The organism is uncultured Chloroflexus sp. (genome assembly GCF_937129525.1).
GTDB lineage: Bacteria > Chloroflexota > Chloroflexia > Chloroflexales > Chloroflexaceae > Chloroflexus.
The window spans coordinates 1-24185 of sequence record NZ_CAKZNK010000144.1 but is presented as its reverse complement, the minus strand read 5'-3'; the positions used below and the strand labels follow the sequence as shown (position 1 = coordinate 24185).

The following is a 24185-nucleotide window of genomic DNA, read 5'->3' as shown; positions in this document are numbered from 1 at the left end:
TCCTCCCCTAATCCCATCACTCCTTCGCTGCAATCCCCAATTGCGTCAGGCCAGTCTGAATAATCGGATGGCTCATCATCACCCGGTGGATCAGGTCATCCTGGTAGTTCGCCAGCATCACCAGCGAGATACCCTTGTCGATGCCGATCACGTCGGTGGCATACCAGTTGCGTGACAGGTTGAAGGCATCGTAAAAACCATACTGCCCTTTCAACTGCTCAAGCGAGTAGTAGAAGCGCATCGCCTGCAACGACTCTGCCGGAGTGAAGATGATCGATCCGATTGCTCCTGCTGGCGGCACGGTATCGTCGATGAAGTGGGCGCGGTTGTCGTACCCCGATGGCGGCGCGCCGTAGCGTCCTTCATAACCGTTGGGGCCGTCGCAAGCAGTCAGCCCCCAGGCATTGGGACCAATGGTTTCGTATTTCGCATCCATTGCCACAGCAAAGTCGTAGTGCGCGCGCGAGGCGGCAACCGAGTTCTGAAACCAATCAACCCCTTTCTGGTCAACCAGTCCGCGAAAATCGATCCACGCATGACTAAACTGGTAGGTAAAGATCGATCCAAACCACGAGTGAATAAACGGCTCTCCATCGCCATACCGTCCCGTGTGGCGAATGAAGGTGTAGTACGGTGTTTCGTCAACCGGATAGGTGGGCGATGCTGCTGCCAGCACGTAGAGCATCAACTGTTCGGCATAAAAATCCCAATAACCGCTGAAGCCTTTTTCCGGGTAATACGCCATATAAAACATTTGCCGGTCGGGATCAAGAAACCAGGGCCAGTTAACCCGCTCGTAGATGGTATTGGCCAGGGTGGCCACCTCTGCGCCAAAATAGTGCCCCACCGCCAGCACTCCCATCAGCAAGATAGCGGTGTCGATACTCGATACTTCACTCTGCCAGGCTCGCTGACCGGTATGAATATCTACGAAGTGGTAGTAAAACCCCTCAACCGATTCCATTCGCGTAAGGGTTTGTAACGTGCCTGAGGCGCGTTCATAGCCTTCGTCGCGCGTGATGTAGCCTCGTTCCACCCCAACAATGAGAGCGGTCAGGCCAAAGCCAACCGAGGCAATACTGGCAATTCCTGCCGATCCCGGATAACGGTCGCGAATGAGGCCATAGCCGGGGCTATCAGGGTCGGTGTTGGCCTGTTCCCAAAAGAAGTCAAACGCTGCGCGCATTTCGTAGGCGATGATCTCGTCGTCGCCGACGATGGTCGTGGGCATCGGCATCGGTGTCGGCGTTGACGCTGGCACGGATGCTGGCAGTGATGTTGGTGTCGCGGCAACGGTGGCCGTCGCGTCCGATGGCTGAACGCTCGGCCCGGTTGGAGTTGCGCAGGCTGTGATCAATAATGCCAGCCCCATCAGCATATTCCAGATGCGTATCTTATTCACCGGCAAGTCCTGATCGTTCAATTGACTCGACAAACCAGCGTTGCAAGATGAAATACATCACCAGCAACGGCAAAATCGTCAGCAACGTTCCGCTCATCTTCACCGCTTCGTTGAGCCGGTCAAAGATGTTGACCATACTCGACGGGTAGAGGTTTTCGTAGGCCTGGGTAAACCGGGCCAACTGCATCGGCAGCGTCTGAATACCGCCCTCGAGAAACACCGTGGTCAGGTAGGTTTCGTTCCAGTACCAGACCACCGAGAAGACAAACGAGACGATAAACGCCGGCGTCGCGCCGGGCAACGCAATCCGCCAGAAGATACCCAGGTCTGACGCGCCGTCAAGCCGGGCCGCTTCTTCCAGCGCGCGCGGCAGTGACAGAAAGTTTTGGTAGAAGATGAGAATGAAGATCGCACTCTTAAAACCTTGCCCCAACGCTGCCGGAATGAGCAGTGATAGCGGATTGCCGAGCAGGTTGAGATAGCGGTAATTCAACATCTGTGGAATGACGGTATTTTGGGGAGGAATGACAAACGTAGCGAAAATGAGCGCGAAGAGGATCGATTTCCCCCACAGGCGGTAACGGGCCAGGCCATAGCCGATCAGCGCGCACACCACGACCTGCAACGCCGTTGGCGCGACACTAATGACGATAGTTTCCCGAAGTGTCTCGAGGTAGTCCAGTACCCGAAACGCTTTCTGGAAGTTGCCGATATACAGCTCAGTTGGTACCCACTGCACCATCGGGTTCAGCAAGTCATCGGGACTTTTGAAGCTGGTGATCGTCATAAACAGCAGCGGGTAGAGGTAGACGAAACCGATAGCGATCAAGACTGCGTAGAGCAGGATCGTGGGCAGGATACCGGGCCGGTTGTGTGCGCCCCAGACAATTCGGCGTAGATAGTCAATGCGTAGCCGTGGCATAGCCCAAACCCTCCCCTACTCACGCGCGCGTGGTCGCAAGACCAGGAATGTTGCCATCAGCAGCGCGATCAAGGCCAGCGCATACACAAAAGCCATGGCGCTGGCATAACCGATACCTCCCTCGACATCGTAAATCCGCGAATGGATGTACCGGATCACTTTATTTTCAGAAAAATGTGACAGGGTAATGATGGTGTAGAGCGCATTGATCACAGTAGTTGTGCGAAGCGACGGCAACGTGATTTTCCAAAATGCTTCCCACGCTGAAGCGCCATCAACCGCTGCCGCTTCGTAGACAAACCGATCAATTTTTTGCAGTCCGGCCAGATAGATCAAAATCTGCACCCCCGAAAACCACAAGATGAGAATAAAGGATGACAGCAGATAATGCGCCGGTTCGCGCAAAAGCGGCGGTAACTGGCCGACGAAGGCCGCCACGGCTGTCGATGACGCAACCTGAGGCGCCGATGTCGCCCCTTGAGCGACCAGTTCCCCGATCACCGGCCCGCTGGTGATGACAACCGGTAGGAAGAAGATAGTACGGAAGATGCCTCTTCCCCAAAACGGTACATTTAAAAAGAGGGCAATGATCATTGAAAAGATGAGAATGATCGGAACCGAAAGCGCGGTTTCAATCACATATTCGATGAGTAACTGAACAAATGTCGGATCGGTAAACAGCGCTCGGGTATAGTTTTGCCAGCCAATAGCAGTTAATTCAATCCCTGTTACTGCGACTTTGACGTTGCTCAGCCTGTATTGGAACGTTTGCGCCAGCGGCGCGGCAGTAAACAGCACGAATCCAATCAGCCATGGCAGCAGAAAGCGATAGCCCTGAAGGTTTTCCCGCAGGCGAAAGCGCCATCGCGATCCCAAATTGGTCATACCAATCTTCCTTACATTTTCCTTAGCAGACGAACCCTGCCAGCGATCTTTGCCAAACCCGCGCGCTCGCGGTTCGCTCCTTATCATGGTCTGCCAGACGGTGCGCCATCGATCACGATTGCATCGCGCGGTGGGATGGTCTGACCGGCCAGCGTGATCGATTGCGTGGTGTAGTTGACGACAACTCGTTTCCCATTCGCGTATTCAGTCACAGATACGCCGGGCAGAGGTGTTGCGCGCGCCACAATCGCCGATCCCTGCACCGGCCCAAGCACTCTAGCCAGCCATGCATATGCCCGCTGTGCTTCGTCACGCCACTGGTTGTAGGCTGAGGTATAGATCCAGTTTGAGCGTGTCTTTAAGATCGCCGCCGTTGCTTCGTGGGTAAGAAGAAATGACGGGTATGCGCCATAATCGGCGTGACGCAGCAGATCTGCTTCCAGATTCGACGAGAAGTTGAGCGGCGGGCCATAGTATGGAATGTAACCGGCGAGTACAATCGGCAAGAAGGGCACCGCGGCAGTGGTGTAGAGGTACCCACTGTCGCCGAGTGGTATATCGTAGTAGGCGCGGGTGGCTTCCCACAGATAGGCATTTGGGCGATACATGGCAAACGGGCCATACTTGCTCAAGAGCGTCTGGTAGGCTTGTAACATCTCTTCGCGGTTGCGGCGATTCGCTGCCTGAAAATCGCTATACAACCGAAAGCCGATGCCATCGAGCGCAATGCCGAGTCCTGCCGGTTCAAAGGCGTTGCTCCAGGCTTTGAGGCGCTGTTCAACAGCTTGCAGATTGAAATAGAGCTGCTGCATACCGCGATGGGTACCGCGGATCAGCGCCCGGTTGATCGCCATCGCCACATCGCTGCGCGTGTAACCACTCTCGTCAACCAGGCCGGCCTGGGGGTCAACGTAGAGACTGAGCGTTCCACCCTGAGTCTCTATCGTTCGGGCTAATTCCACCAGGGCATTCCGGCTACCCAACGCGCCTTCGATCTGAAAGCTGAGCGGTAGTGGCGCGGTGGCTCCCTGCGGTTGCCAGCCATAGTAGACCACTTCAACTCTGCTGGTTGGCAGCGTGGCCAGGATGTCGGCCATCTGGGCGATGGTCGTCATCGGTATCGCCCGCTGCCAGAAGAGCACCCGTTCCCGCTCGGCGGCCAGAAACTCGACGCGCAGCGGTAACTCGCCATTGGCTGCGCCTGTAGGGCGCAAGATGCCCTGCTCAACCAGAAACTGCTGATAAGCTCGCGCCAATCCGACATAATCAGCTTCAGCGCCGGTGAGAAACTGGTAGTGCTGTACGATGTCGAACGCATTGGTTTGCGGTTGGATAGTAGTCACTCCCGCGCCAGAGCGGTTGGTTGGCTGGAAGTAGCTCTCGTTGTAGATGAAGAGGTGGTAGAGAAAGTTGAATCTGGTTGTGATGCCTGCCGGGTGAACGAGCAGTTCGGCAAAGGCTGAACCGCGTTCAAGGATGGCGAGCGCCGCGTGCTGTTGCTCGCCGTGGACGATACCGAAGACCGGCGCCGAGAGTGGATAGGTCGGGCGGGTATCGGGGTTGACCGGTAATTCGCCGCGCATCCCGATGTCGGGGCCATAGTAACGGCCATACAACATTGCGCGCGCATTGGTGCGTTCCGTGAACGCAATCAGACTGCCACTGCCATCGGGGATCAGCATGTATCCCGGTGTTTCGGCCTCGCGCGTCGCGCCGAAGAAGGGGTAGAGATGGAGTTGGGCCAGCCGGAAGTTTCCCGCTTCGCTGATCCCGCTGAAGGGTACTTCAACCCGTACCCCGCGTGGTGTCAGCGTGACCTGTACCGTGATCGTGATTGCCGGATCGACAAAGGTAACCTGCCCGCGAAAGCCATCACTGAGCGTAGCAATCTCTAGCCGATGTTCGGCATTGGTGATCGATGCCCGGCGCGTGTTGGCGCGCGCGTCCATATATTCGATGCTAATGCCGCTGCGCGCGAACGCCGTCCAGGTCCGGTTGAGGCGGTCGGCTGGCGTTACCTCATCGAGCGTCGACGACCAGAGATAGCCACTGCGTCGGTCACGCACCTTGAACGCCAGCGTCTCGCGGTTGAGATACAGCTCGAATGTGGCATTAGCAGCAACCGGCTCGTAACCGGCAGGAATACCGGTCATCGTTTCGGCGGCCTGAGCCACCGGGAGCGACATTGTTAGCAGCAACACTGCTATCAGCACATGGATGAGCTTACCCACGCAAACCAATCTCCTGCCAGATAGCGCTGATAAAATCGAACAATTGCCCAAACAAGAGCGAGAGAATATAAGCGGTGAACGCCAGCATCGCCATTGTGAACAGGGTCTTGAGAACATTGCCGGTCGTTTCTGAGATGGTATAGTTGTGAATTTCTCGCACCATGATGAAAAGCATCAATCCAGTCCAGGCAAAAATAACCTGCTGCGAGAAGGTGACCAGAAAGATCTCGTTGAGCGTCAACACATTCGAGACAGCGATCACGACTGGCATAAACAGCGCATACGGAAAGAGGCTGTAGGCGCTGCCGATCACGACGTCGCGCACCCGGCCTTCGCCGTCGCTGATCGTTGACACCAGATAGTTCGCCGTATTCCACAACCCGAAGAGCACCACCAGCAGCGCAATTTCATTCTCGACCCGAATCTGTCCGGGGTAGGCATACTGATTAAAGGGAAAACCCATCAAATAGAGTGAGAGCACGTGAACGGCAATCACCCAGAGGTAGATCAGAAAGGCAAAGCGCAGACTGCCGCGCTGGTTGGCTTTGATGTAGTAGAAGCTATCAACCGGATGGCGCACAAAGCGCAGCAGGAAGACAGCATCGTCAATCAGTCGGCGCCGGCGAAGTTGCCGCATCCAGGCCCGCAACGGTTCAAACCAGCCGTACCGACGTTCGAAGCGTCGCATAATGCTTTGACCAAGCGCCGCCAGCGTGATAGCAATGATGAATGGGCCGAGATATTGCTGTAGTACCGCATTGCGTAGCTCCCAGAAGGACTCTGAATAACCGGCCCGATCTTCGGCGTAGCGGTAGGCCGTCAGCGCCGCGCCGTAATTGCCGGCTTTGAAGTAGGCATCGGCCAACCCCTGATACGCCATGATGAACGAACCATTGAAGTTGAGCACCTGTTCAAAATAGGGCTGCGCTTCGCGGTAAAAACCGGCCAGATAGAGCCGCATCGCCCGATGCACCGTCTCGGCGAAGGCAGTGGCCTGATAGCGGATCAGCGCATTCTTTTCTTTGTCGAGGACATAGATCAGGTCGCCGTAACGGGCAATTCCGGTCGGATTGATCAGTGTCCCGCGCCGTTGATCGCCATTGTCGCGGGCATTGAACAGAAACAGCAACGTGCCATTCTGGTCGTACTCGAAGATCCGGCCCTCGCTATCAACTGTCACCAGTAGACCATCGGGATCGATGTGGATGTCGCGGAATGAGGTTGAGCCGATAACAGATGGAAAGATATTGCGTCCGGCAACGGTGAATTTGCGGATGCTCTGGTCGGCAAATGTGCTGGCAGTAATGGTGTAGAGCATCGATTGCCGGTCAATAGCCAGGTTCGATGGCGAAGCAGCTTCGTTTCGCGCCAGTTGAGCCAGTTGCTCTTCGCTCAAGAACATCCGCTGTAAGAGCATGCGCAGCGACATCTGGGCGGTATTGGCAGCGAAATTACCGATGAAGCGGCCATCGGGGTTGAGCAGGATGACCCCTTGCACCGATCCTTCGCCGATGACATAGAGGTTGCGGCGCTGATCAACTGCCACTTTGCGGGGCAGGAAGCTGCGGTTCTTGCCGAACAGTGGTTCAACCGGTCGCCCGAACTGGTGGCGGAGCGTGCCGTCTGCGGCCAGCACAACAATCTGATTCAACCCTGCGTCGGCCACATATACAGTGCCTTCATCATCGACGAAAACGCCGAACGGTTTTTGCAAAATTCCCTTTCCATACTCTGCCACTACCGTCAGAGTCTCATCGAGCCGCGCGATTCGTCCATTGCCGGTATCGGCCAGATAGATGATCCCATCCGGCGTCATAAACATGTCTTCGGGGCCGGCTACTGGCAAAGGTGTCTCGCCAATCGGGATATATGCATCCTGGGTCATGTATAGCTCGCCGCCAGGGCCTGGTGTCCAGGTTACGTAGGGCGCATCAGCCTGAACTACCGGCGCGCGCACTACCGTCCCCAGCGCCAGGGCAATCACAACGCCGAGCCAGAAAACACTCTGATTGCGGATGCGCACCCGATCCATAGTCGTCTCTCTCGCGTAGCGGCCTTCACTCAAGCGCAGGCGTATCCACTCACTTCAATCCCGAATGCGACATTGTGCTCATCACCTGACTCTGCAACAGAATGAAGATGATCAGGTTGGGGACAAAGACGATTAACGAAGCCGCCGCCGCCATCCCCTGGCCGGCAACCAGATTGGCGCCAGCCGTCGTTGACGTGAGCGTTGAGAGATAGAAGGCAAACGTCTTCAGGTTTTCGTCATTGATGTACATCGCCGAGGTATCAACATTATTCCAGGAAGCCTGAAAGGCGAGAATGGCAATTGTTGCCAGTGCCGGCCTGGTCAGCGGCACAATAATGTGCCAGTAGATCTGCCAGTCGGTAGCGCCATCGATCTGAGCCGCTTCGATTATCTCGTTGGGGAGCGCATCCATGAACTGTTTGAGCAGAAACAGACCGACCGGCATGGCCAGCGCGGGCAGAATATGCACCCAGAAGGTATTGAGCAGGCCGAGCTGCTGGATGATCAGGAAGCGTGGAATAGTGACGGCGACCGGCACAAACATCAACGCTACCGTATTGATGGCAAAGAGTGTCTGCTTGAGGCGAAACCGTTTTTTCGATAGCGCAAAGGCCGCAGTCGAGCCAACAACAACCGAAGCCAGCACGGTGAGCAGCGTAACCATCACGCTATTAAACAGATAGCGACTCACCGGCACTTCCGAGGTAGAAATGCGGGCAAAGAGGTCGGTAAAATTTTTCAGCGTTGGTCTGACGACAAAAAAGCGCGGCGGATAAGCAAACAATTCCTCTGGCGGCTTAAAGGCGTGCGAGAAGATAAAGACGATGGGCAGCAGCATAAACGCTGCCAGCGGCGCCAGCACCAGATAAAATTTGAGCTGACTGGGGTGAAACCCTCGTGGATTCATGCCGCTATCGCGCAGACTGTAGCTAAACCAACGCTTGCGCCTCATGGTCAATCCTCGCGAAAGAGTTTGTTGGCGAGCCGGTTAAACAGCAATACCATCAACAGCAACACGACCGAGACTGCGGCAGCATACCCCATCTCGTAACGCAGGAAACCGTAGTCTTCGATGTGGTTGACGATTAGTTGGCCGGCGTAACGCGGCGTAGGGTTGCTCCCCGATAGCGCTACACCGATCGTGCCGGCCTGAAAAGCGCCGACAATCGCCATCACGGCGCCAAAGAGCATCTGCGGCTTCATCGATGGAATCGTGATGTAGATAATCTCTTGCCAGCGGCTGCTGATCCCATCGAGGGCGCCGGCTTCGTACAATTCAGGATTAATGTCGAGCATTCCGGCCAGCATAGCCAGAAAGCCGACTCCCATACTGCTCCACAGCGTGACAATGATCATGATCGTCATCAAATACTCTGGCGATTGCAGCCACTGGATCGGCGCCTGGATCAGATTGAGGCTGAGCAGGAAACTGTTCAGATACCCGTTCTGATCCCCACTAAAGAGTGTCTGCCAGACGACCGCCATCGCCACCCCGCCGGTCATCGACGGCGAATAGAGAATGAGGGCAAAGATCGCGCGCGGCAGGCGCGGCAACTGGGCCAGCATCCAGGCCAGCAAAAAGGCCAGCGCATAACCTCCCGGCCCAACCAGCACGGCAAACTGGATCGTGTTGGGCAAGACGTAGCGCATAAAGATGTCGTCTTGGGTCAGCAACACGATGTAGTTCAACAACCCGTTGAACTGTGGCGGCTGGATCGAATCGAAAAACGTAAATGAGAGCAGAAATGCCGCCAGCACCGGAATTGCGATGAAGACTGCGAACAGCGCGGCGTAAGGCGCGACGAAGACATACGCGCTTGCCTCCTTGCGCCATTGGCCGATCATGTGGTTACGCCGGTCAGTTTGCATGCGCCATCCACTCCTTCACTGTCTCAATCGTAGGAATTGTGAAGGTCTTCACCCGCTCACCGTTGCGGATATAGCCGAATTCGGTCATCTTGCGCGTAATCTCGCGGTTGATTACCGTCACGGCAGCGTCAATCGCCACGCGCGGATTGGCGCCGTCAAAGACGATCCGGTTCCAAACGTTGCTCAGTTCGCGCTCTTGCATATAACTACCCGGCAATTTAACCGGCTCTTGCAACCACTGCCACTGCTGCAAGATCACGTCGCGGTGCGAACCGGCAATCGGCGTAAACCGGAATGCCTCCAGATTGGCCGAATTCCACAGATATTCCAGTCCATAGTTCATCATCAATTCGCGCTGGAATGCAACCTGCGTCTCAGTGGACATCCACCAGGTCAGGAATTGCCATCCTTGCTGCGGTTTGTCGGTATTGGCGAACATCATTGCCGCCTGGGCCGAGCCAGTCGCGTAGCGCAACTGGCGTCCATCGGGCAAGACGGTCGCCGGGTAGAGAGTAATATCCCACAGGCCATCAATTTCAGGCGCGGCAGTGAGCAGCTTGAGATAGGTTTCAAAGTTCGAGATGCCAACCGGGGTTTCGCCGGCGCGAAAACTTTCGTAGAAACTGGCGGTGGTTAACGGCATGCCATAGATGGTGAAACTTTCGGCCATAAACCGGATCGCCTGAATCGCCTCGTCGCTACCCAACCCCGACATGCCATCCGGAGTATAGAGTGACGCGCCATTGTTGAAAAGATAGGGCGCGGTCACCAGATACCCTTTCAAGCCGCTACCACTCGAGAGCGGCGTGTTGTAGTTCATCCCGAAGCGTTGCAGCTCTGGCAGAATCTCCAGCACCTCGTTCCACGTTTGTGGCACCGGCAGGTTGAGCGTTTCCAGAATGTCTTTGCGGTAAAACGTGACCCAAAAATCTTGCGTCTCTGGAATGGCGTATACCGAGTCGTTGATGATATAGCTCAACAGAGAACCGGGCGCATATATGCGAATGAAGCGATCAAAGTCGGGAAAACGGCGCAAATCGTAGAGCGCATTGCGAATCGCCAGTTCGTAGGGGATGTTAGTGCTGACACCAAGCGCAATATCAGGCTGAGTGCCGGCGGCGCAGGCCAGGATTAACTTCGCCTCGTCAGGCATGATCGAAAACTTGACCTTGATTCCGGTCTGCGGGGTGAACTGCTCATCGGCCATGCGTTGGAGTAAGTTGACATATTGCTGTGGGCGATTGACCCACACCTCCAGTTCATCCGGCGCGGCGCCGATACTCTGGTAAGGATTGCTGCGGAAAGAGGCGAGGAAACGCTGTGCCCAGTCGAGAATCACTGCGCCGGTTGTAATATTCGGTTCGGGAGGGATGATGTCCGGAGAATGGATATAAATCTTGTCAAGAGCCAGCGGTTGGCTCTGCAACGAAGGCAAGACATTCCCGAGCAACTGCGCTGCCGATCCCGCCCCTTCCGAAAGGCGACTCATTCGCACCGGAATCCGGTTAGGGTCTTGCGCCAGCACTGCGAGATTGTCAATCGCCATCTGGTACGCCAGCACCTCTGCCGAAGCCGGGGTTTGGTTGACGGCCAGCAGCGCTTGCTGATCGGCGCGAAGCTGATCGGCCAGCATCGTCAGTCGTTCGCGAATGTCAGGAATGTAATCGGCAATCTCCCATTCTTTGTAGATGTCGATCTGATTGCCGGTCAGACGCTTGATCGCGAAGGCAAGATCGGCAATTGCCTTGAGGCTGGCGCGCACCCGTTCGATTGATTCGTGGTAGGGCGCGGCGGTTGCTTCAATCCCCAGCACGTGCCGACCCTGTTCGAGATAGATCAAGTAAGGCGTTGCACCGCCGAGGGTATAGTTACGCCAGGTCGGATTGTAGCTGAACGGTACCGCATTGAATTCAGCAAAGGGGACGTGATCGTCAATCAAGATCCGTCGGTAGACGGTAAAGTTGTTTTTGTAATCCTGAATTGCGCGGAGCGTAATCGCATACCAGCCGCTCTGTGGCACGATAAATTCGTAGTAAACTGCCGTTCCGCTGCGGTTCCAGTTTTCGCCACCCAGGGTGTTCATCAGCATTCGGTAGGGATCGTAGGGAGTCACTGCCAGATTCTGGCGGCTAAGCGGACGCACAGCAGTATCGTTCTTGTAAGCGGGTTTTTCGGCTTCAAGTTCAATCAATACACCATTGACCTGATTGTCTGGCTGTTGCGCCCGATACTCAGCGTAGGTCGGGTACGAACTGATTGCCGGCAGCAGATAGATGCTGCCCAACACGACCGTCCCTTCGCTCAGGCTAAGCGAAAATTGCTGGCGACCGGCAGACAACGTGATGGCAAGCGGGTAGGGCTGACTGAAATTGACATCGCGCAAGAAGACGCGACTCCAGCGGGCCAGGCGGGCCTGGGGAATAAGAACCTCGTTGCCGTAGCGGTCGAGCGGAAAGGTGTCAGCGGTATCGTGGTAGAAGAGCGGAATGAGCAGTCGCCAGCGTTCGGCTTGACCGGCAATCTGGACAAGCAGTTCTGGTGGGATAAAGGTGATCGATTCTGGCACGGCGGCATCGATTGCCAGCATATACGCGCCGGTTTGCGGCACGTCAACGGCAAAGGTTACCTGATCGCCGGCGTTGATGGTAACGCTCGGTTTAGCGTAACCGGCTGACAGCGGATGGGTGCGCAGTGGCAGACCGAGCGCATCGGCGCCGATTTCGATTACCGGCGTCTTCCCGGTGTCGGCTTGCGCCGGCAGCGGAGCCAGCAGCAATCCGGCCAGCGCAAACCAAAGCGCAAGGATCGGTTGGATTGACCGGCCAAATCGATAAGCGTACATCGTGTTTACCTGTCCCTGTTCCCTATCGGCGCAAGCCGGGTGCAGCGAGACGTGATCGGTCAACGAAAGGGTGATACCACGCGCTTGAGCGCTGCGGACGCCGGCGCATCCCTGTCTGAGATTTGGCGCCCGCAGCCATAACGGAATCGGGCCTACTTCAATGCCTCGTCAACCTCTGCTCTGGCCGTATCGAGGATATTGTTGGCGAAGGTCTCTAACTGTGGCGCATAGTCTTCGTACTTATAGATACCGTCGCCAGCGCGGAAGAACATAAACCACATATTCACGTCTTTATCCTCGCCAATATCGATACCCGGCTTGCCCTCCCAGCGGGCCTGGATGTAACCTGGCACCAGCTTGGCCAGCGACTCAACCAGGCTGTTGTCCAGATTCTCGAGGGCGGCGTTAATGCCCGGCTTATCGAAGAACTGGCGATAGAGGGCAATCGACTCGGCATCGATAGCAACCGGCATCTTGCTCGGCACACTGCCCATCTCGCGCGCCAGCTCGACTTCTTTAGCATAAGCGGCGCGGGCGAAGGTCATCCAGCGCGCGAACTGGTAGGCCTCTTCCAGATTGGGCGCTGTCTTTGCCACGACGATAATATCCATGACAATCGCCTGATTGCCACCGGGAATCCCGACAAAATCCCAATCGAAGGTTGCATTCTGGGCGAATTGGGGAATGGCCCAGCCACCTTCCCAACGCATGCCAACTTCCTGGTTCAAGAACAGCTCCCATGGCCCGGCTGACTTGAAGTTGGCCTTCTGCTCATCGGTCAGTCCTTGCCACGTGTAAGGCTTGAGTTCAGTTACCCGCGCCACCGTCTCTTTAAACGCAGTTGAGTTGTAGTTCATATGAACGCCATCGAAGCTAAACCACTGCAACCGGTTATCGAGCGTATGCGGGTACCATCCCATCACGAACTCCATCTCATCGAGACCGAGCACGCCACGCGCCGGGTTGTGCAGACCGGTCACCGCTGCATTGAACTCATCGAGCGTAAAGCCATATTCAGGCGCGTCGAGATTGGCCGCCTCGTACAGATCGCGGTTGACGAAATAGCCCATAATAAACTGCGCGGCGGGCAAACCCATGACCCGGCCATTATAAGTCACCCCCGAGCGCAACGCTTCCGGGATCAATGCCCAATCGGGGTCATTGGCCACCAGATCGGTCAGATCGGCCAGCCAGCCATTTTTCACATACAGCGGCATGTTATTGGCCATAAAGACATCGGGTAACTCACCTTTAGCCGCATATGTGTTGAGCATATCATCCCAGCCACCGCCCGACATATCGACAAATTCAATCGTCACGCGCGGGTTGAGTTCGGTGTATGCCTTAACCAGCCGGCGTTGAATGTTGTTCTCCTCCTCAGTGCCGAGATTCCAGTTGGCGTAGCGTAATGTGACCGGTTGCTTCGCCGCTGCCGTAGGAGCCGGTTCGGCGGTAGGCGCAACTGTCGGTTGCTCAGGGGGTGTCTGCGGCGCCGTTGTTGGGGCCTGGGTAGGTGGCGGCGTAGCGGCTGGTGTACAACCGACCAGCGCTGCCAGCACCATGATCACTACCAGCAGAAAGCCGCCTTTGGCCAAAGGTTTCATGCTTCTCCTCCTTGAAATGCAAATACTGCTGCAACTCCTGATGAGAGCGATTGGGTTCCGTTATCGAATGCGCCACCTCCTTTTTCGTGTATGAGCGTCACCCCATCACCACCCGCACCCGGTGAACCTGACCGTCGCCGAATACCGGCACAACGTTACCGCTGAGGCGCTGCCCATCAACTTCCAGGATGGCCACCCCGCGACTGGCGTGGTTGGGATTAAGCACTTCAATCTCGTACACCGCATTGCGGAAGCGACGGCGCGCGCTGAACCGCTCCCAGGTTGAAGGGATAAGTGGGTCGATCAGCAATCCATCGGCTTGTGGGCGGATCCCCAAAATCCAGTGGGTTGCCATGCGGTGGAGCCACTGCGCCGAACCGGTATACCACGTCCAGCCACCTCGCCCAAAGAAGGGCGATTGCGGCCCATCGACATTGCCCGGCGTCACATATGGTTCAGCTTTATACCGGTCTGGATCGGCGCTGCGGTTAGGTGGACAGATCCGGCGATAGGCCTCGTAGGCATGTTCGGCATCGCCCAGCAGGGCATAGGCCCACACGGCCCACGTCGCGGCGTGGGTGTACACACCGCCATTTTCACGCAACCCCGGCGCATAGCGGGTCACGTAGCCAATATCAGGGCGGGGTCGGGTGAAAGCGGGATAGTTCAAGAGGGTGCCATAATCGCAAAGCAGATACCGGGTAACCGACTCCATTGCCTGGCAGGCCCGTTCATGATCGGTAATGCCGCTAATCACTGCCCAGATATTGGGCATCAGAAAGATGCGCCCCTCATCATTCTGGCGTGAACCTAGCGGCAACCCTTCATCGGTCGTCGCCTGCAAAAACCACTCGCCATCCCAGCCATAACGGTTGGTAGCCCAGCGCAGCGTCTCGCGGACAGCGGCGCAACGGTCGGCGAAGGCGGCATCATTGCGTTGCCGGGCAATCGGGATCCAGCGTTCCAGGATCGCGTAGAGAAACTCGGCTACCCAAAAGCTCTCGCCGCGGAGATGGGTTCCGACGGCATTCAGGCCATCATTCCAATCGTGATCGCCCATCAACGGGATGCCGCGAGGAGAAAAGCGACTAAACGAACGCTCGATAGCGCGTTTGCAGTGCAGATAGAGCGATTCGGCGGGAGCGTTGAGATAGGGTACCGGCTCATCGAGGATTGCCGTATCACCGGTCTCTTGCAGGTAAGAATCGACGATAAACGGCAACCAGAGGAGATCGTCCGAGCAGTTGGTGCGCGGGCCGCCGCCGCGGATCGAAAACCACCAGTGCAAAACATCGCCTTCCACAAATTGCTGGGCAGCGTGGAGCAAGATTTGCCGTTTGGCCAGCTCGGGATCGCACACCAGAAAAATCTGACTGTCTTGCAACTGATCACGGAAGCCGTATCCCGCCGAAACCTGGTAGAAGGCCGACTTCGCCCACAACCGGCCAGAGATTGCCTGATACTTCAACCAGTAATTAGTCATCAGATTGAGGGCCGGATCGGGTGTATCGACAAATTCAGCCTCAACCAGACGCGCCCAGAAATCGTGTACGGCAGCCAGAGTCTGAGCAGCGGCGGCAGGGGAGGTGAAGCGACGGATCAGATCGGCGGGGTCTTCGCGGCCCTGCTCGGCGGCGCCCAGCGTAAAAATGATTGTGCGACTCTCGCCAGGCTCCAGCGCCACTTCAACCTGCAAAGCCGCAATCGCATCGCCAAAACGCCCAACCCGCCCGGCTAGCGTCGCCATCTGCATCGCCTGAGGGTGTTCGAGACTCTGGTACAGACCGATAAACGACTCTTTATCGCCGTCAAAGCTCTTCAGCGGCTCACTCACCGCCATAAACGCCACATAAGGCCAGTCGAGGTTGTTATGGCGGCCCGCCTCATCGGCAAAACCCCACAAATACTTACGCGCCAGCAATGCATTCAGCGATAGATCGACCGTTGTCTCGATAAACAACTTGTGGAACTCGCGGTGTTCGTCAGGAGCAAAGCCCAACAGCCACTCAACATAGGAAGTGACATCAAGCCAGCGCGGACGCGCAGAGAGATTCGTGAGGGTAAGCTGAAACATTTCTACCGGATCGTGAGGGGCCACAAACACGGTCAGATGGCTACGAATAGCATGCGCTTCCTGGATGAAGTGCGAATAGCCCAGACCGTGGGTCACCTGATAGTGATCGTAAGCGTGCAATGTTGGTTTATAGGTTGCCGACCAGTACACTCCACTATCGAGGTCGCGCAAATAGAGATACTTGCCCCAGTTATCTTGCACCAGATCCTGAAACGAGCGGGTGATGCGGTTTTGGCCGGCATTATTGCGCCAGCTATAGCCGGAACCGGTCTGCGACACCATCAGCGCATAATCGCCGTTGCTAATCACATTCCCCCAGGGGCGGGGCGTTAGTGGCGTGGTAATGGTGTATTCGCGGCCATCCGCGCTAAAGTAGCCGTAGCGGCTGGCAAAAAGGCGTTCCATAATGCTCCAGACTAGTGTAACGGCCTGTATATGAAACGTTTCATACAGGCGAAGCGAAAAACTTCTGGGCTACTTTGTCAACTTGCGGCTGATGGTTCCCATTCTAGCACGGCTTATTTTCCTGTCAAGAGGGAATGTGTAACGTTTCACTCGTAACTAATGAGTGTGAAACTATTGAATCGTTGTCGATCGCATGGTTTGCCGTTATAGCATGAAATGTTTCATTCCAACGAAAGATTGGTGTTTTGTGCTCTCTTCAGCAATCAGGCAGGCTGTAAGGGGAACCGGGGAAGAATCACTGCGGGTAGATCGTCCGTAACCGGCAGCCACATCGACCGGGCCGCTCGACTTGATGTACAATGAACAGAGAAATTGACCGACACTAATTACTGCCGGAGTGCGCGATGCGACTAAGCGAAGACAAAGTGCGTCGAATTGCCGAACGTCTGCACGACGAACTGGCCGAGCGCGGGCTACTGGCTTATCGCGACCAGCCCGGTCAACGTCCGAGCGATGGCCGCGCCTTGCGGGTGAAAGCGATCTATGATGCGATTGTCGCCGATCTCAAGATCGAAGAGGAGATTGATGCCGAGGTTGATCGGATTTTAGCCACCTACAGCCGCGAGATCAAAGGTACCGAACGCGACATTCTCTTCCGCAAGCACAAGGAAGAGGTAGCGCGCAAACGAGGGTATATCTTGTGATCCAGGTGTAGGGCAGGCTTCAGTCGCCGGGTACTTCTCGCCTCATTTCATCATCAGCGCGCCGTCGCGCTTCCCGGTTGGGGGCAGGATCGACCGCAGAGCGCGCAGCGGTGTATGCATTTCGGCGGGTGCCGTCGCGCTTCCCTGCTGGGGGCAGGATCGACCGCAGAGCGCGCAGCGGTGTATGCATTTCGGCGGGTGCCGTCGCGCTTCCCGGTTGAAGGCAGGATCAACCACAGAGCGCGCAGCGGTGTATGCATTTCGGCGGGCGCCGTTTCGCTTCCCTGCTGGGGGCAGGATCGACCGCAGAGGACGCAGAGGCGTGAATGTTCCGCTGCGCGCCGTCGCGCTTCCCTTATCTTCGTCGCGCGCGCAGCGACAATAACCACTCTCGCGCCTTTCCCCTTCTGTAAAGCTATGTTACGATAAAAATACCGACTATCACTCACAAGCCGGTAGAGGAGGAAACGTATGCGAATAAAGATCGGCGTTTCAGCAGACTTCCCTGAATCGACCCTGGTTGAGGTAACCGGCAAGAATGTCAATCTCATCGCAGCCCGGATCAATGGCACCGTCTACGCTGCACAGGGGCGTTGTCCTCATTTGAATCTACCTTTCAACCGCAGTAAACTCGAAGGTAGCACGCTCACCTGCTCGTGGCACGGCTCGAAGTTTGATCTCATCACCGGCAAAAATCTAGATTGGGTGAACAGTGTCGCTGGTCTGCCGCTGCCGGGCTGGTCGCGCTCACTGATTGCGATGGGCAAAGAGCCAACCCCGTTGCAGACCTACCCGGTGACCGAAGAGAATGGCGAGGTATTCGTCGAGCTATAAGCAGTATCTGACAATCTCTGCAACCACAATGGTGTGGTTGCTCCGTTTCAGATGAGAAATGAGGAAGAGCGATGACGCTACAGACAAAACTTGACCATCTGTTTCAGTCAGCGGTTGATCAGGGTGACGTGCCGGGTGTAGTTGCAGTGGTTGTCGATCGCGATGGTTCACGGTATGAAGGCGCCTTCGGGAAGCGCAATTTGACTGCCGACGCGCCGATGACGGTAGACACCGTGGCCTGGATCGCGTCGATGACTAAAGCGATCACAGCGGCTTGCGCAATGCAACTGGTCGAACAGGGCAAGCTCGATCTCCACAGTCCGGCCAGTCAGTGGGTACCGATGCTGGCTGAAGCGCAGGTGCTGACCGGGTGGGATGCCGACGGTCAACCGATCCTCCGTCCACCTCGTCAGCCGGTTACGCTCCATCACCTGCTCACCCATACCGCTGGTTTTTCCTACGAGTTCTGGAATGCCGATATTCTCAGATACCAGCAGGTGATGGGTATCCCTGGCGCTGCCAGTTGTGAACGGCGCGCATTGACGACGCCGATGCTGTTCGATCCCGGTGAGCGTTGGGAATACGGCATCAGTATCGATTTTGCCGGGATGGCAGTCGAAGCGGTGAGTGGGAAGTCGCTTAGCCAGTATATGCGCGAGGCGCTATTTGAACCGCTTGGTATGCGCGATAGCGCAATGAAGATTCGGCCTGATATGCGCGCGCGATTGGCTTCGATGCACGCTCGGGACGCTGAGGGCGGGCTGGCGCCGATGGAGTTTGAATTGCCGCAAGAGCCTGAAGTGGAGTTGGGAGGTGGGGCGCTGTACAGCACGGCGAGCGATTATGCCCGCTTCATTCGCATGGTGCTCAACCGCGGTGAACTTGACGGTCAGCGCGTCCTGGCTGCCAGTACGGTCGATCTGATGTGTCGCAATGCAATCGGTGACCTGACCATCCCCAAATTGACCTCGGTGTTACCGGCCTTCTCGCATGACATCGAGTTTTTGCCGGGCGTGAAGAAGGGGTGGGGCTATAGCTGGCTCATCAATCTCGAACCTGTTCCCGGTGGACGATCGGCAGGCAGTCTCTTCTGGGCCGGCCTCTCCAACTCATACTTCTGGATCGATCCGAGCCGCGGAATCGGCGGGGTGTATATCTCCCAGATCGTGCCATTCGCTGATCCCAAATCGCTTGCTCTCTTTGCAGCGTTTGAAGCGGCAGTATATGAGTACTGCTGATGGGTAATAGCTCCAAACTGGTCTGACAGCGCGCGTATTGTGGCGCGCTGTCAGCAGGCGGGCGCGACCTGTTAACGCGCGGCGTTGCTCACCAGCGCGTCGGCCAGCTCGTTCAGATAACATTCCAGATTGGTATAACCCTCTACCCCCGTCAGCTTCACCGACAACTGCATGCCATTGTGATCCGGCAGGTTTGGATCCAGGCCGTGGCGCATTTCCCAATCGTCGGGCATACCATCGCTATCGGTGTCCAACGGCGCTGGTGGCGGCGCAGCGGGGTCGAACCGCAGCGCAAAGGCATCATTCGCCCCTGGTCGCTCAAATCCGATCCCAAATTCGGTTTGACCGCTTGCCACTGCCGTCAGGAAACGCTGATCCATCGGGTCACGCGGAAAGGCGCCCACATTCGCCACCATATAGGCCGGCAAATCCTGCGCCGGTCGATACGTGATCGGCGGAAAAGGATGACGTTCGCTCAGGCGGGTCGCAACACCCGGATCGGTATTGGGATTTTTGTCAGGTTGAGAAAAATCATTACAACAATACGCCAGATCATAATCGGCATAATCGGGGTAGAGATTCATCCGATTGCCGGCAAAATACAACCGATTCTGCGGCGCCTGCAACACACTATGCAAAATCATACCGAACGAAAAATCGGCTGGCGCCACCAGATAATTGTTCACCCAATTCAGATGAAGCACATAGTCGCCATTGGCCGGATTGCCATCAATTTCGCGGTTATACCAGATATTGATCCCCGGCGACCAGAGCAAATTGTTCGACAACTCCAGCCGGAGCGGATGGGCCTGGCAACCGATTATGCTGGGTGTTTCATCAGGGTAGCCAGAGGCGGCGCAACTGATTTCCGGCAACGCTCCACCCAGGCGAAACCACAGATTATGATGAATCGAAAGATAATCTTGCGGATGGTGGGGCGCTGAATAGTTCAACAACATCCCGCCAAAAGCGGCATTATCGCCAACCGTTTCAGCAAAGATCGAGTTTTGGATTGTCCCATGCTGCGCCCAGCTCAATTGCACGACTTCATCACCGGCGTGCGCAAAGGAGCTGTGGTCAATGATGAAGTTCTGGAGTCCTTCCAAACGTATCGCATCATCGAGCGCATTGCCGTTGCCGTCCACGTGAAAGGCCGGACGCGAACGGATATGCCGGATGATCAGGTTATCGCACTGATTGCGGGCAAAGCGACCATCACACACGATCCCGCGCACGGTAATGCCACCCGGCGAGGTTTGCCCGGCAATCGTGACATCGCCATGGACGATATTGGCGTGTCCGTGAATCACGCCACTCACCTTAAACAGAATGTAGCGCGGCCCTTCCTGGCGCAGCGCCCAATTGAGCGACCCTGGAATTTCACCTTTCGGATCGGGATCGAGCGTGGTCACGTACAGGACGCGACCACCGCGACCGCCGGTAGCGGCAGCGCCGAAGCCCTCTGCGCCTGGAAAGGCTGGCGGTGGACTGGTAACCTGAGTGGAGGTGGGGCGCGAAGACGCTGCAATCTCCTGAGTAGGCGCAGGATTGCGAGGCTCCGCAATCGGAGAAGCCGGTTGTGCCGTTTCTGCGCTGACCGATGTAGATGCAGGCGGTTGCGAAGTTGTCGCAACGTTGCTCGCCTGGTCAGGTGAAGCGGAGCAGGCCAGCGCCAGGAACAGACCGGCCAATACCATCAATGCGAGCAAAGAGCGCCGTTTGATCCGACTATTACGCGACAAAGACATGCAAGAATCTCTCCCGCTGCGACTGGATACACCGGTAACATCGTTCACATCGCTGCCGGGCCTGGATACGGCAGGGAAACGCAGGTCAGCGCTGATGCGACTGCATCTCGCCGACGCTGCGCAGCGAGCGATCCTACCCGGCTCGGAAACCGACGCCGCGCAATCCTTCGCGAACGGTTCGGAGGTTTTAAGGTTGCGCTATCGTTGCCGAACCGCTATGCACCGCTCAAAGGGGAAGTCGCAGCAGATTGCAGTGAACGCCAGTCTAACGCTCCAGATCGACTGCCCTGCGATCACTTTTGATACCACCAGCCTATCATATCGGTTATCCGGTTGCAAGAGGGGATAGGCGATCAAAAAGCGGCACAGCCTCTCCCAATCCCGCCGTTAATCGGGATCACGCGCGATCAACCGCCTGGCGCCCGGGTGATCCGCTGCGTCCATGTGCGCGCTTGGTTAATCGGGATCACGCGCGATCAACCGCCTGGCGCAGCGCCATCAGATTGGCGACCGGCGTATGCATTGCCATTCCACACCCTGGCGCAAGCAGAAACTTTGTCGTACCACCCGCCGCGAGCGCGGCTGCCGCCTCAGCCATCACCTCTGCCGGCGTACCGTGGAGCAGCGCTCCCGTCTCGTTGATTCCACCCACCAGCGCCAGGTTCGTCCGAGCGCGCGCTGCCGCTAGATCAGGGTTATGCTGACCGACCGCAGCCCAGTTTAGCGCATGCACCGGATAATCAAGCACCTGATCGAAATAGACCCGCGGGCCACAGATATGAAGCAGATTGAACGACGCTTCCCGCGCCGCCTCCAGCACCCGCAGATCGTAGGGACGGCCAAAGGTAGCGTATTCTGCCTCGCTCAGCACCCCGGCTCTAGCCAGACGCACAATGGCGAAGAAGATCCCGCTGGCGCCCGCCTCGAGACAGGCGGCAGCGTAACCGGCCAGCGTTGTTGTAATAGCGTCCAGCGCAGCGTGAACTGCCGCCGGATCGGTATGGATCAGAGCGCGCAGATGGCCCATATCAGCATCGGATCCCACGCTCACCGTCTGATCGCCAGGACTGGCGGTAAGAAACGCCAGCACCGACAACGGTGAGAAGATCGTCTGGAGCAGATGCACATCACCGACCGCGCGCCGGACGCGCCGAACTGCATCGAGATGATCAGCAAACACGCCGGCAGTTGGTTCAACCGGAACGACACGTCCCAGATCGGGCGCCGCGCGCACCGGCCCGTCCACGAGGCGCGGCAACACCCCGTCATAATGGTCGAAATCGTAGCGATTACCCCAGGCCTCAGCGTAATAGGTAGCGCGGGGATTGAGCTTAATCCAATCCCAATCAAACGTCTGAACATGGGCAACTGTCGCCTCGGCGAGCGCCGCACCAGACAACTCTTCGGGGATAAAATGGCGCCATGCGCTCACCGGCGCGCGATCAACCGGTTGACCGGCCAGCGCAGCATCAACTCGTTCACGTTTCGAAAGAGCAGCCATTGAAGTAATCCTTCCATTCTGGCGAACATCGGCACCATCGGACGATGACAGCAAGGATCGGCGCACCTCGCCCTCTGACGGCAACTTTCGGCCTCAAGATACCGTCATCTGGCGTAAAGTCCAGCTCTATCTACAACCTGATCGCACCCATATTGTACCGCAGACAGGCAGACTCTACAGCTCAAACTGCGTCTACAACAACCTCATCTTCACTTGACGATCAAGTTCCCTACCGCTATACTTCTTCCCGTTCCGTAGGGGCGCTTCGCCAATATAGCGAGGCTGAGAGAGTACCCTCGAACCTGATCCGGGTAATACCGGCGTAGGAAATCGGAACAACAATCCGCTTTCTCCTGCATACCCGATCCGGCTTCTGGGTGGAAACATCTCTCTCCCGGCGCTTCAGCGTCCCTGCAACGAACAGCGACAGCGAGCTTGCAGTTACCGGGAGGGACAACATGCGCTATACCGAAACACTCTGGGCAGCGATCACCGACATCTACCAGGCCATTATTCAACACCCATTCAACACCGAACTAGCGCAAGGAACGTTACCCAGAGAAAAATTTGCCTTCTATATGGAGCAAGACGCGCTCTACCTGGCGGATTTCGCCCGCGCTCTGGCAACAATGGCCGGACGCGCGCCAGATGAAGAGGCAGTCATCCAGTTTGCGCGCTTTGCTGAGGGAGTAGCCGTCGTCGAACGGTCTTTACACCACACCTACTTTCAAGAATTCGGCATCACAGCGCCAACCAGACAACAAGCGCCAGCCTGCTTCACCTACACCAATTTTCTGCTGGCAACCGTGGCAACGCGCAGCTACGAAGAAGGAATGGCAGCGCTCCTACCGTGCTTCTGGATCTACCGCGAAGCTGGCAACGACATCTACCGCCGCGCCACGCCAAACAACCCATACCAGAAATGGATTGACACATACGCTGGCCAGGAATTTGCTGAATGGGTTGATCGAGCAATAGCGCTCACCGACCGAATTGCCGAACAGGCTTCAGAAGCGGCCAAAGAACGCATGCGCGCCGCCTTCATCCACTCCTCCCGGTTGGAATGGATGTTCTGGGACAGCGCCTACCGGCTTGAGCGATGGCTACCGTAAATCGGGAGCCCGGAACCGGCGACCAGCGCCGCAGGTTGCGCGGGCGGATCCTACCGCAGAGGGTGCAGAGGACGCAGAGGGACGAGGGGAAACCAGCGACCAGCGCCGCAGGTTGCGCGGGCGGATCCTACCGCAGAGGGCGCAGAGGACGCAGAGGGACGAGGGGAACCGGCGACCAGCGCCGCAGGTTGCGCGGGCGGATCCTACCGCAGAGGGCGCAGAGAACGCAGAGGGACGAGGGGAAACCGGCGACCAGCGCTGTAGGTTGCGCGGTCACAGCACTGCCGCGCTCTTGACAAGTTGTCAGTTTCGCCATCAATACAGAGGGGTGGGTTCCAAACCCGCTTCTCCAGCAAGTGGTTACATAGTGTCCAGACGCGGCAGGACGACAGGCCGCGGCAGGTGAGGGGGGCGACGAGCCAAGGCCAGACAAGGCCAGCGAGCGGGAGACGGGAGGCGGATGAGGCCGGACAAGGCCAGCGAGCGGGAGACGGGAGGCGGATGAGACCGGACAAGGCCAGCGAGCGAGACGAGAGGCGGATGAGGTGGGATGATGTGACGACGTAAGGGCGAATAATTATTCGCCCTTACGTCGTCCGTTAGCAGATCTGGCTTTGTTAAAGAGGGATAGAGCAGTTACATTGCAACGGCTCTGCCTAATGTTGTCATCCCCGTGAGGGGATGTTGGTTTTTTGAAAGTGAAACGTCTGTAGGGGCGGGTTTAAAACCCGCCCCTATATTCACGTTTCAATCCCCTCACGGGGATTTTGGTTTTTTGAAGG

16 protein-coding genes and 1 riboswitch are annotated in these 24185 nt (G+C 56.8%); of the genes, 4 read left to right on the top strand and 12 right to left on the bottom strand.

The genetic code is table 11. The annotated features are described in order from the left end of the window. Positions 1-16: 16 nt before the first annotated feature. The 10 genes from Q0650_RS17630 to Q0650_RS17585 all read right to left on the bottom strand — a co-directional run bounded on the left by Q0650_RS17630 (position 17) and on the right by Q0650_RS17585 (position 16266). Positions 17-1402, bottom strand: a complete 1386-nt coding sequence (locus Q0650_RS17630) for a glucoamylase family protein (RefSeq protein WP_298821385.1) — start codon at positions 1400-1402, stop codon at positions 17-19. Beyond that, entirely contained in the window at positions 1395-2324 is a 930-nt protein-coding gene (locus tag Q0650_RS17625; RefSeq protein WP_298821383.1) for a carbohydrate ABC transporter permease, read from the bottom strand. The genes Q0650_RS17630 and Q0650_RS17625 overlap by 8 nt, the downstream gene beginning before the upstream one ends. Positions 2325-2339: 15 nt before the next feature. Then, a complete protein-coding gene (locus Q0650_RS17620; RefSeq protein WP_298821380.1) occupies positions 2340-3209 on the bottom strand; it encodes a carbohydrate ABC transporter permease in 870 nt (289 codons plus the stop codon). A gap of 83 nt (positions 3210-3292) precedes the next feature. After that, positions 3293-5440: a DUF5696 domain-containing protein gene (locus tag Q0650_RS17615; RefSeq protein ID WP_298821377.1), complete on the bottom strand. Its 2148-nt coding sequence runs from the start codon at positions 5438-5440 to the stop codon at positions 3293-3295. Then, positions 5433-7472, bottom strand: coding sequence for a YIP1 family protein (locus Q0650_RS17610; protein WP_298821375.1), 2040 nt, complete (start codon positions 7470-7472; stop codon positions 5433-5435). The genes Q0650_RS17615 and Q0650_RS17610 overlap by 8 nt, the downstream gene beginning before the upstream one ends. 49 nt (positions 7473-7521) lie before the next feature. Further along, positions 7522-8424 (bottom strand): carbohydrate ABC transporter permease, encoded by a 903-nt coding sequence (locus Q0650_RS17605; RefSeq protein ID WP_298821372.1) that lies wholly within the window; start codon positions 8422-8424, stop codon positions 7522-7524. Between the two features lie 2 nt (positions 8425-8426). Continuing rightward, a complete protein-coding gene (locus tag Q0650_RS17600; RefSeq protein WP_298821368.1) occupies positions 8427-9341 on the bottom strand; it encodes a carbohydrate ABC transporter permease in 915 nt (304 codons plus the stop codon). After that, on the bottom strand, positions 9331-12183 hold the full coding sequence (locus Q0650_RS17595) for an extracellular solute-binding protein (RefSeq protein WP_298821366.1): 2853 nt from the start codon (positions 12181-12183) through the stop codon (positions 9331-9333). Before Q0650_RS17595 ends, Q0650_RS17600 begins: the two co-directional genes overlap by 11 nt. Positions 12184-12335: 152 nt before the next feature. Continuing rightward, positions 12336-13787 carry an ABC transporter substrate-binding protein gene (locus tag Q0650_RS17590; RefSeq protein WP_298821364.1) on the bottom strand — a complete coding sequence of 484 codons (1452 nt, stop codon included), beginning with the start codon at positions 13785-13787 and terminating at the stop codon, positions 12336-12338. Positions 13788-13884: 97 nt separating this feature from the next. Then, on the bottom strand, positions 13885-16266 hold the full coding sequence (locus Q0650_RS17585; protein WP_298821363.1) for a GH36-type glycosyl hydrolase domain-containing protein: 2382 nt from the start codon (positions 16264-16266) through the stop codon (positions 13885-13887). A 404-nt stretch (positions 16267-16670) separates the two neighbouring features. Between Q0650_RS17585 and Q0650_RS17580 the strand changes: the two genes are divergently transcribed. From Q0650_RS17580 to Q0650_RS17570, 3 genes are all read left to right on the top strand, one after another. After that, a complete protein-coding gene (locus tag Q0650_RS17580; protein WP_298821361.1) occupies positions 16671-16970 on the top strand; it encodes a DUF507 family protein in 300 nt (99 codons plus the stop codon). 471 nt (positions 16971-17441) lie between these two features. Next, positions 17442-17804: a Rieske (2Fe-2S) protein gene (locus Q0650_RS17575; RefSeq protein WP_298821360.1), complete on the top strand. Its 363-nt coding sequence runs from the start codon at positions 17442-17444 to the stop codon at positions 17802-17804. A gap of 71 nt (positions 17805-17875) precedes the next feature. Beyond that, on the top strand, positions 17876-19042 hold the full coding sequence (locus Q0650_RS17570) for a serine hydrolase (protein ID WP_298821358.1): 1167 nt from the start codon (positions 17876-17878) through the stop codon (positions 19040-19042). A gap of 71 nt (positions 19043-19113) precedes the next feature. On the opposite strand, the gene Q0650_RS17565 is transcribed toward Q0650_RS17570, so the two are convergent. Both Q0650_RS17565 and Q0650_RS17560 read right to left on the bottom strand, forming a co-directional pair. After that, a complete protein-coding gene (locus tag Q0650_RS17565) occupies positions 19114-20790 on the bottom strand; it encodes a hypothetical protein (RefSeq protein WP_298821356.1) in 1677 nt (558 codons plus the stop codon). 466 nt (positions 20791-21256) lie between these two features. After that, positions 21257-22291, bottom strand: a complete 1035-nt coding sequence (locus Q0650_RS17560; RefSeq protein ID WP_298821353.1) for a uroporphyrinogen decarboxylase family protein — start codon at positions 22289-22291, stop codon at positions 21257-21259. Between the two features lie 246 nt (positions 22292-22537). After that, positions 22538-22638, top strand: a riboswitch (TPP riboswitch). Between the two features lie 111 nt (positions 22639-22749). Between Q0650_RS17560 and tenA the strand changes: the two genes are divergently transcribed. Continuing rightward, entirely contained in the window at positions 22750-23403 is a 654-nt protein-coding gene (gene tenA, locus Q0650_RS17555; protein WP_298821351.1) for a thiaminase II, read from the top strand. Positions 23404-24185: the final 782 nt, after the last annotated feature.

Excerpts from the sequence above, each read along its gene's own strand:
- Q0650_RS17580 (WP_298821361.1), top strand. The coding sequence starts at position 16,671 with ATGCGACTAAGCGAAGACAAAGTGCGTCGAATTGCCGAACGTCTGCAC.
- Q0650_RS17590 (WP_298821364.1), bottom strand. The coding sequence starts at position 13,787 with ATGAAACCTTTGGCCAAAGGCGGCTTTCTGCTGGTAGTGATCATGGTG.
- Q0650_RS17620 (WP_298821380.1), bottom strand. The coding sequence starts at position 3,209 with ATGACCAATTTGGGATCGCGATGGCGCTTTCGCCTGCGGGAAAACCTT.
- Q0650_RS17570 (WP_298821358.1), top strand. The coding sequence starts at position 17,876 with ATGACGCTACAGACAAAACTTGACCATCTGTTTCAGTCAGCGGTTGAT.
- Q0650_RS17560 (WP_298821353.1), bottom strand. The coding sequence starts at position 22,291 with ATGGCTGCTCTTTCGAAACGTGAACGAGTTGATGCTGCGCTGGCCGGT.
- Q0650_RS17595 (WP_298821366.1), bottom strand. The coding sequence starts at position 12,183 with ATGTACGCTTATCGATTTGGCCGGTCAATCCAACCGATCCTTGCGCTT.
- Q0650_RS17605 (WP_298821372.1), bottom strand. The coding sequence starts at position 8,424 with ATGAGGCGCAAGCGTTGGTTTAGCTACAGTCTGCGCGATAGCGGCATG.
- Q0650_RS17565 (WP_298821356.1), bottom strand. The coding sequence starts at position 20,790 with ATGTCTTTGTCGCGTAATAGTCGGATCAAACGGCGCTCTTTGCTCGCA.
- Q0650_RS17600 (WP_298821368.1), bottom strand. The coding sequence starts at position 9,341 with ATGCAAACTGACCGGCGTAACCACATGATCGGCCAATGGCGCAAGGAG.
- Q0650_RS17585 (WP_298821363.1), bottom strand. The coding sequence starts at position 16,266 with ATGGAACGCCTTTTTGCCAGCCGCTACGGCTACTTTAGCGCGGATGGC.
- tenA (WP_298821351.1), top strand. The coding sequence starts at position 22,750 with ATGCGCTATACCGAAACACTCTGGGCAGCGATCACCGACATCTACCAG.
- Q0650_RS17610 (WP_298821375.1), bottom strand. The coding sequence starts at position 7,472 with ATGGATCGGGTGCGCATCCGCAATCAGAGTGTTTTCTGGCTCGGCGTT.
- Q0650_RS17625 (WP_298821383.1), bottom strand. The coding sequence starts at position 2,324 with ATGCCACGGCTACGCATTGACTATCTACGCCGAATTGTCTGGGGCGCA.
- Q0650_RS17575 (WP_298821360.1), top strand. The coding sequence starts at position 17,442 with ATGCGAATAAAGATCGGCGTTTCAGCAGACTTCCCTGAATCGACCCTG.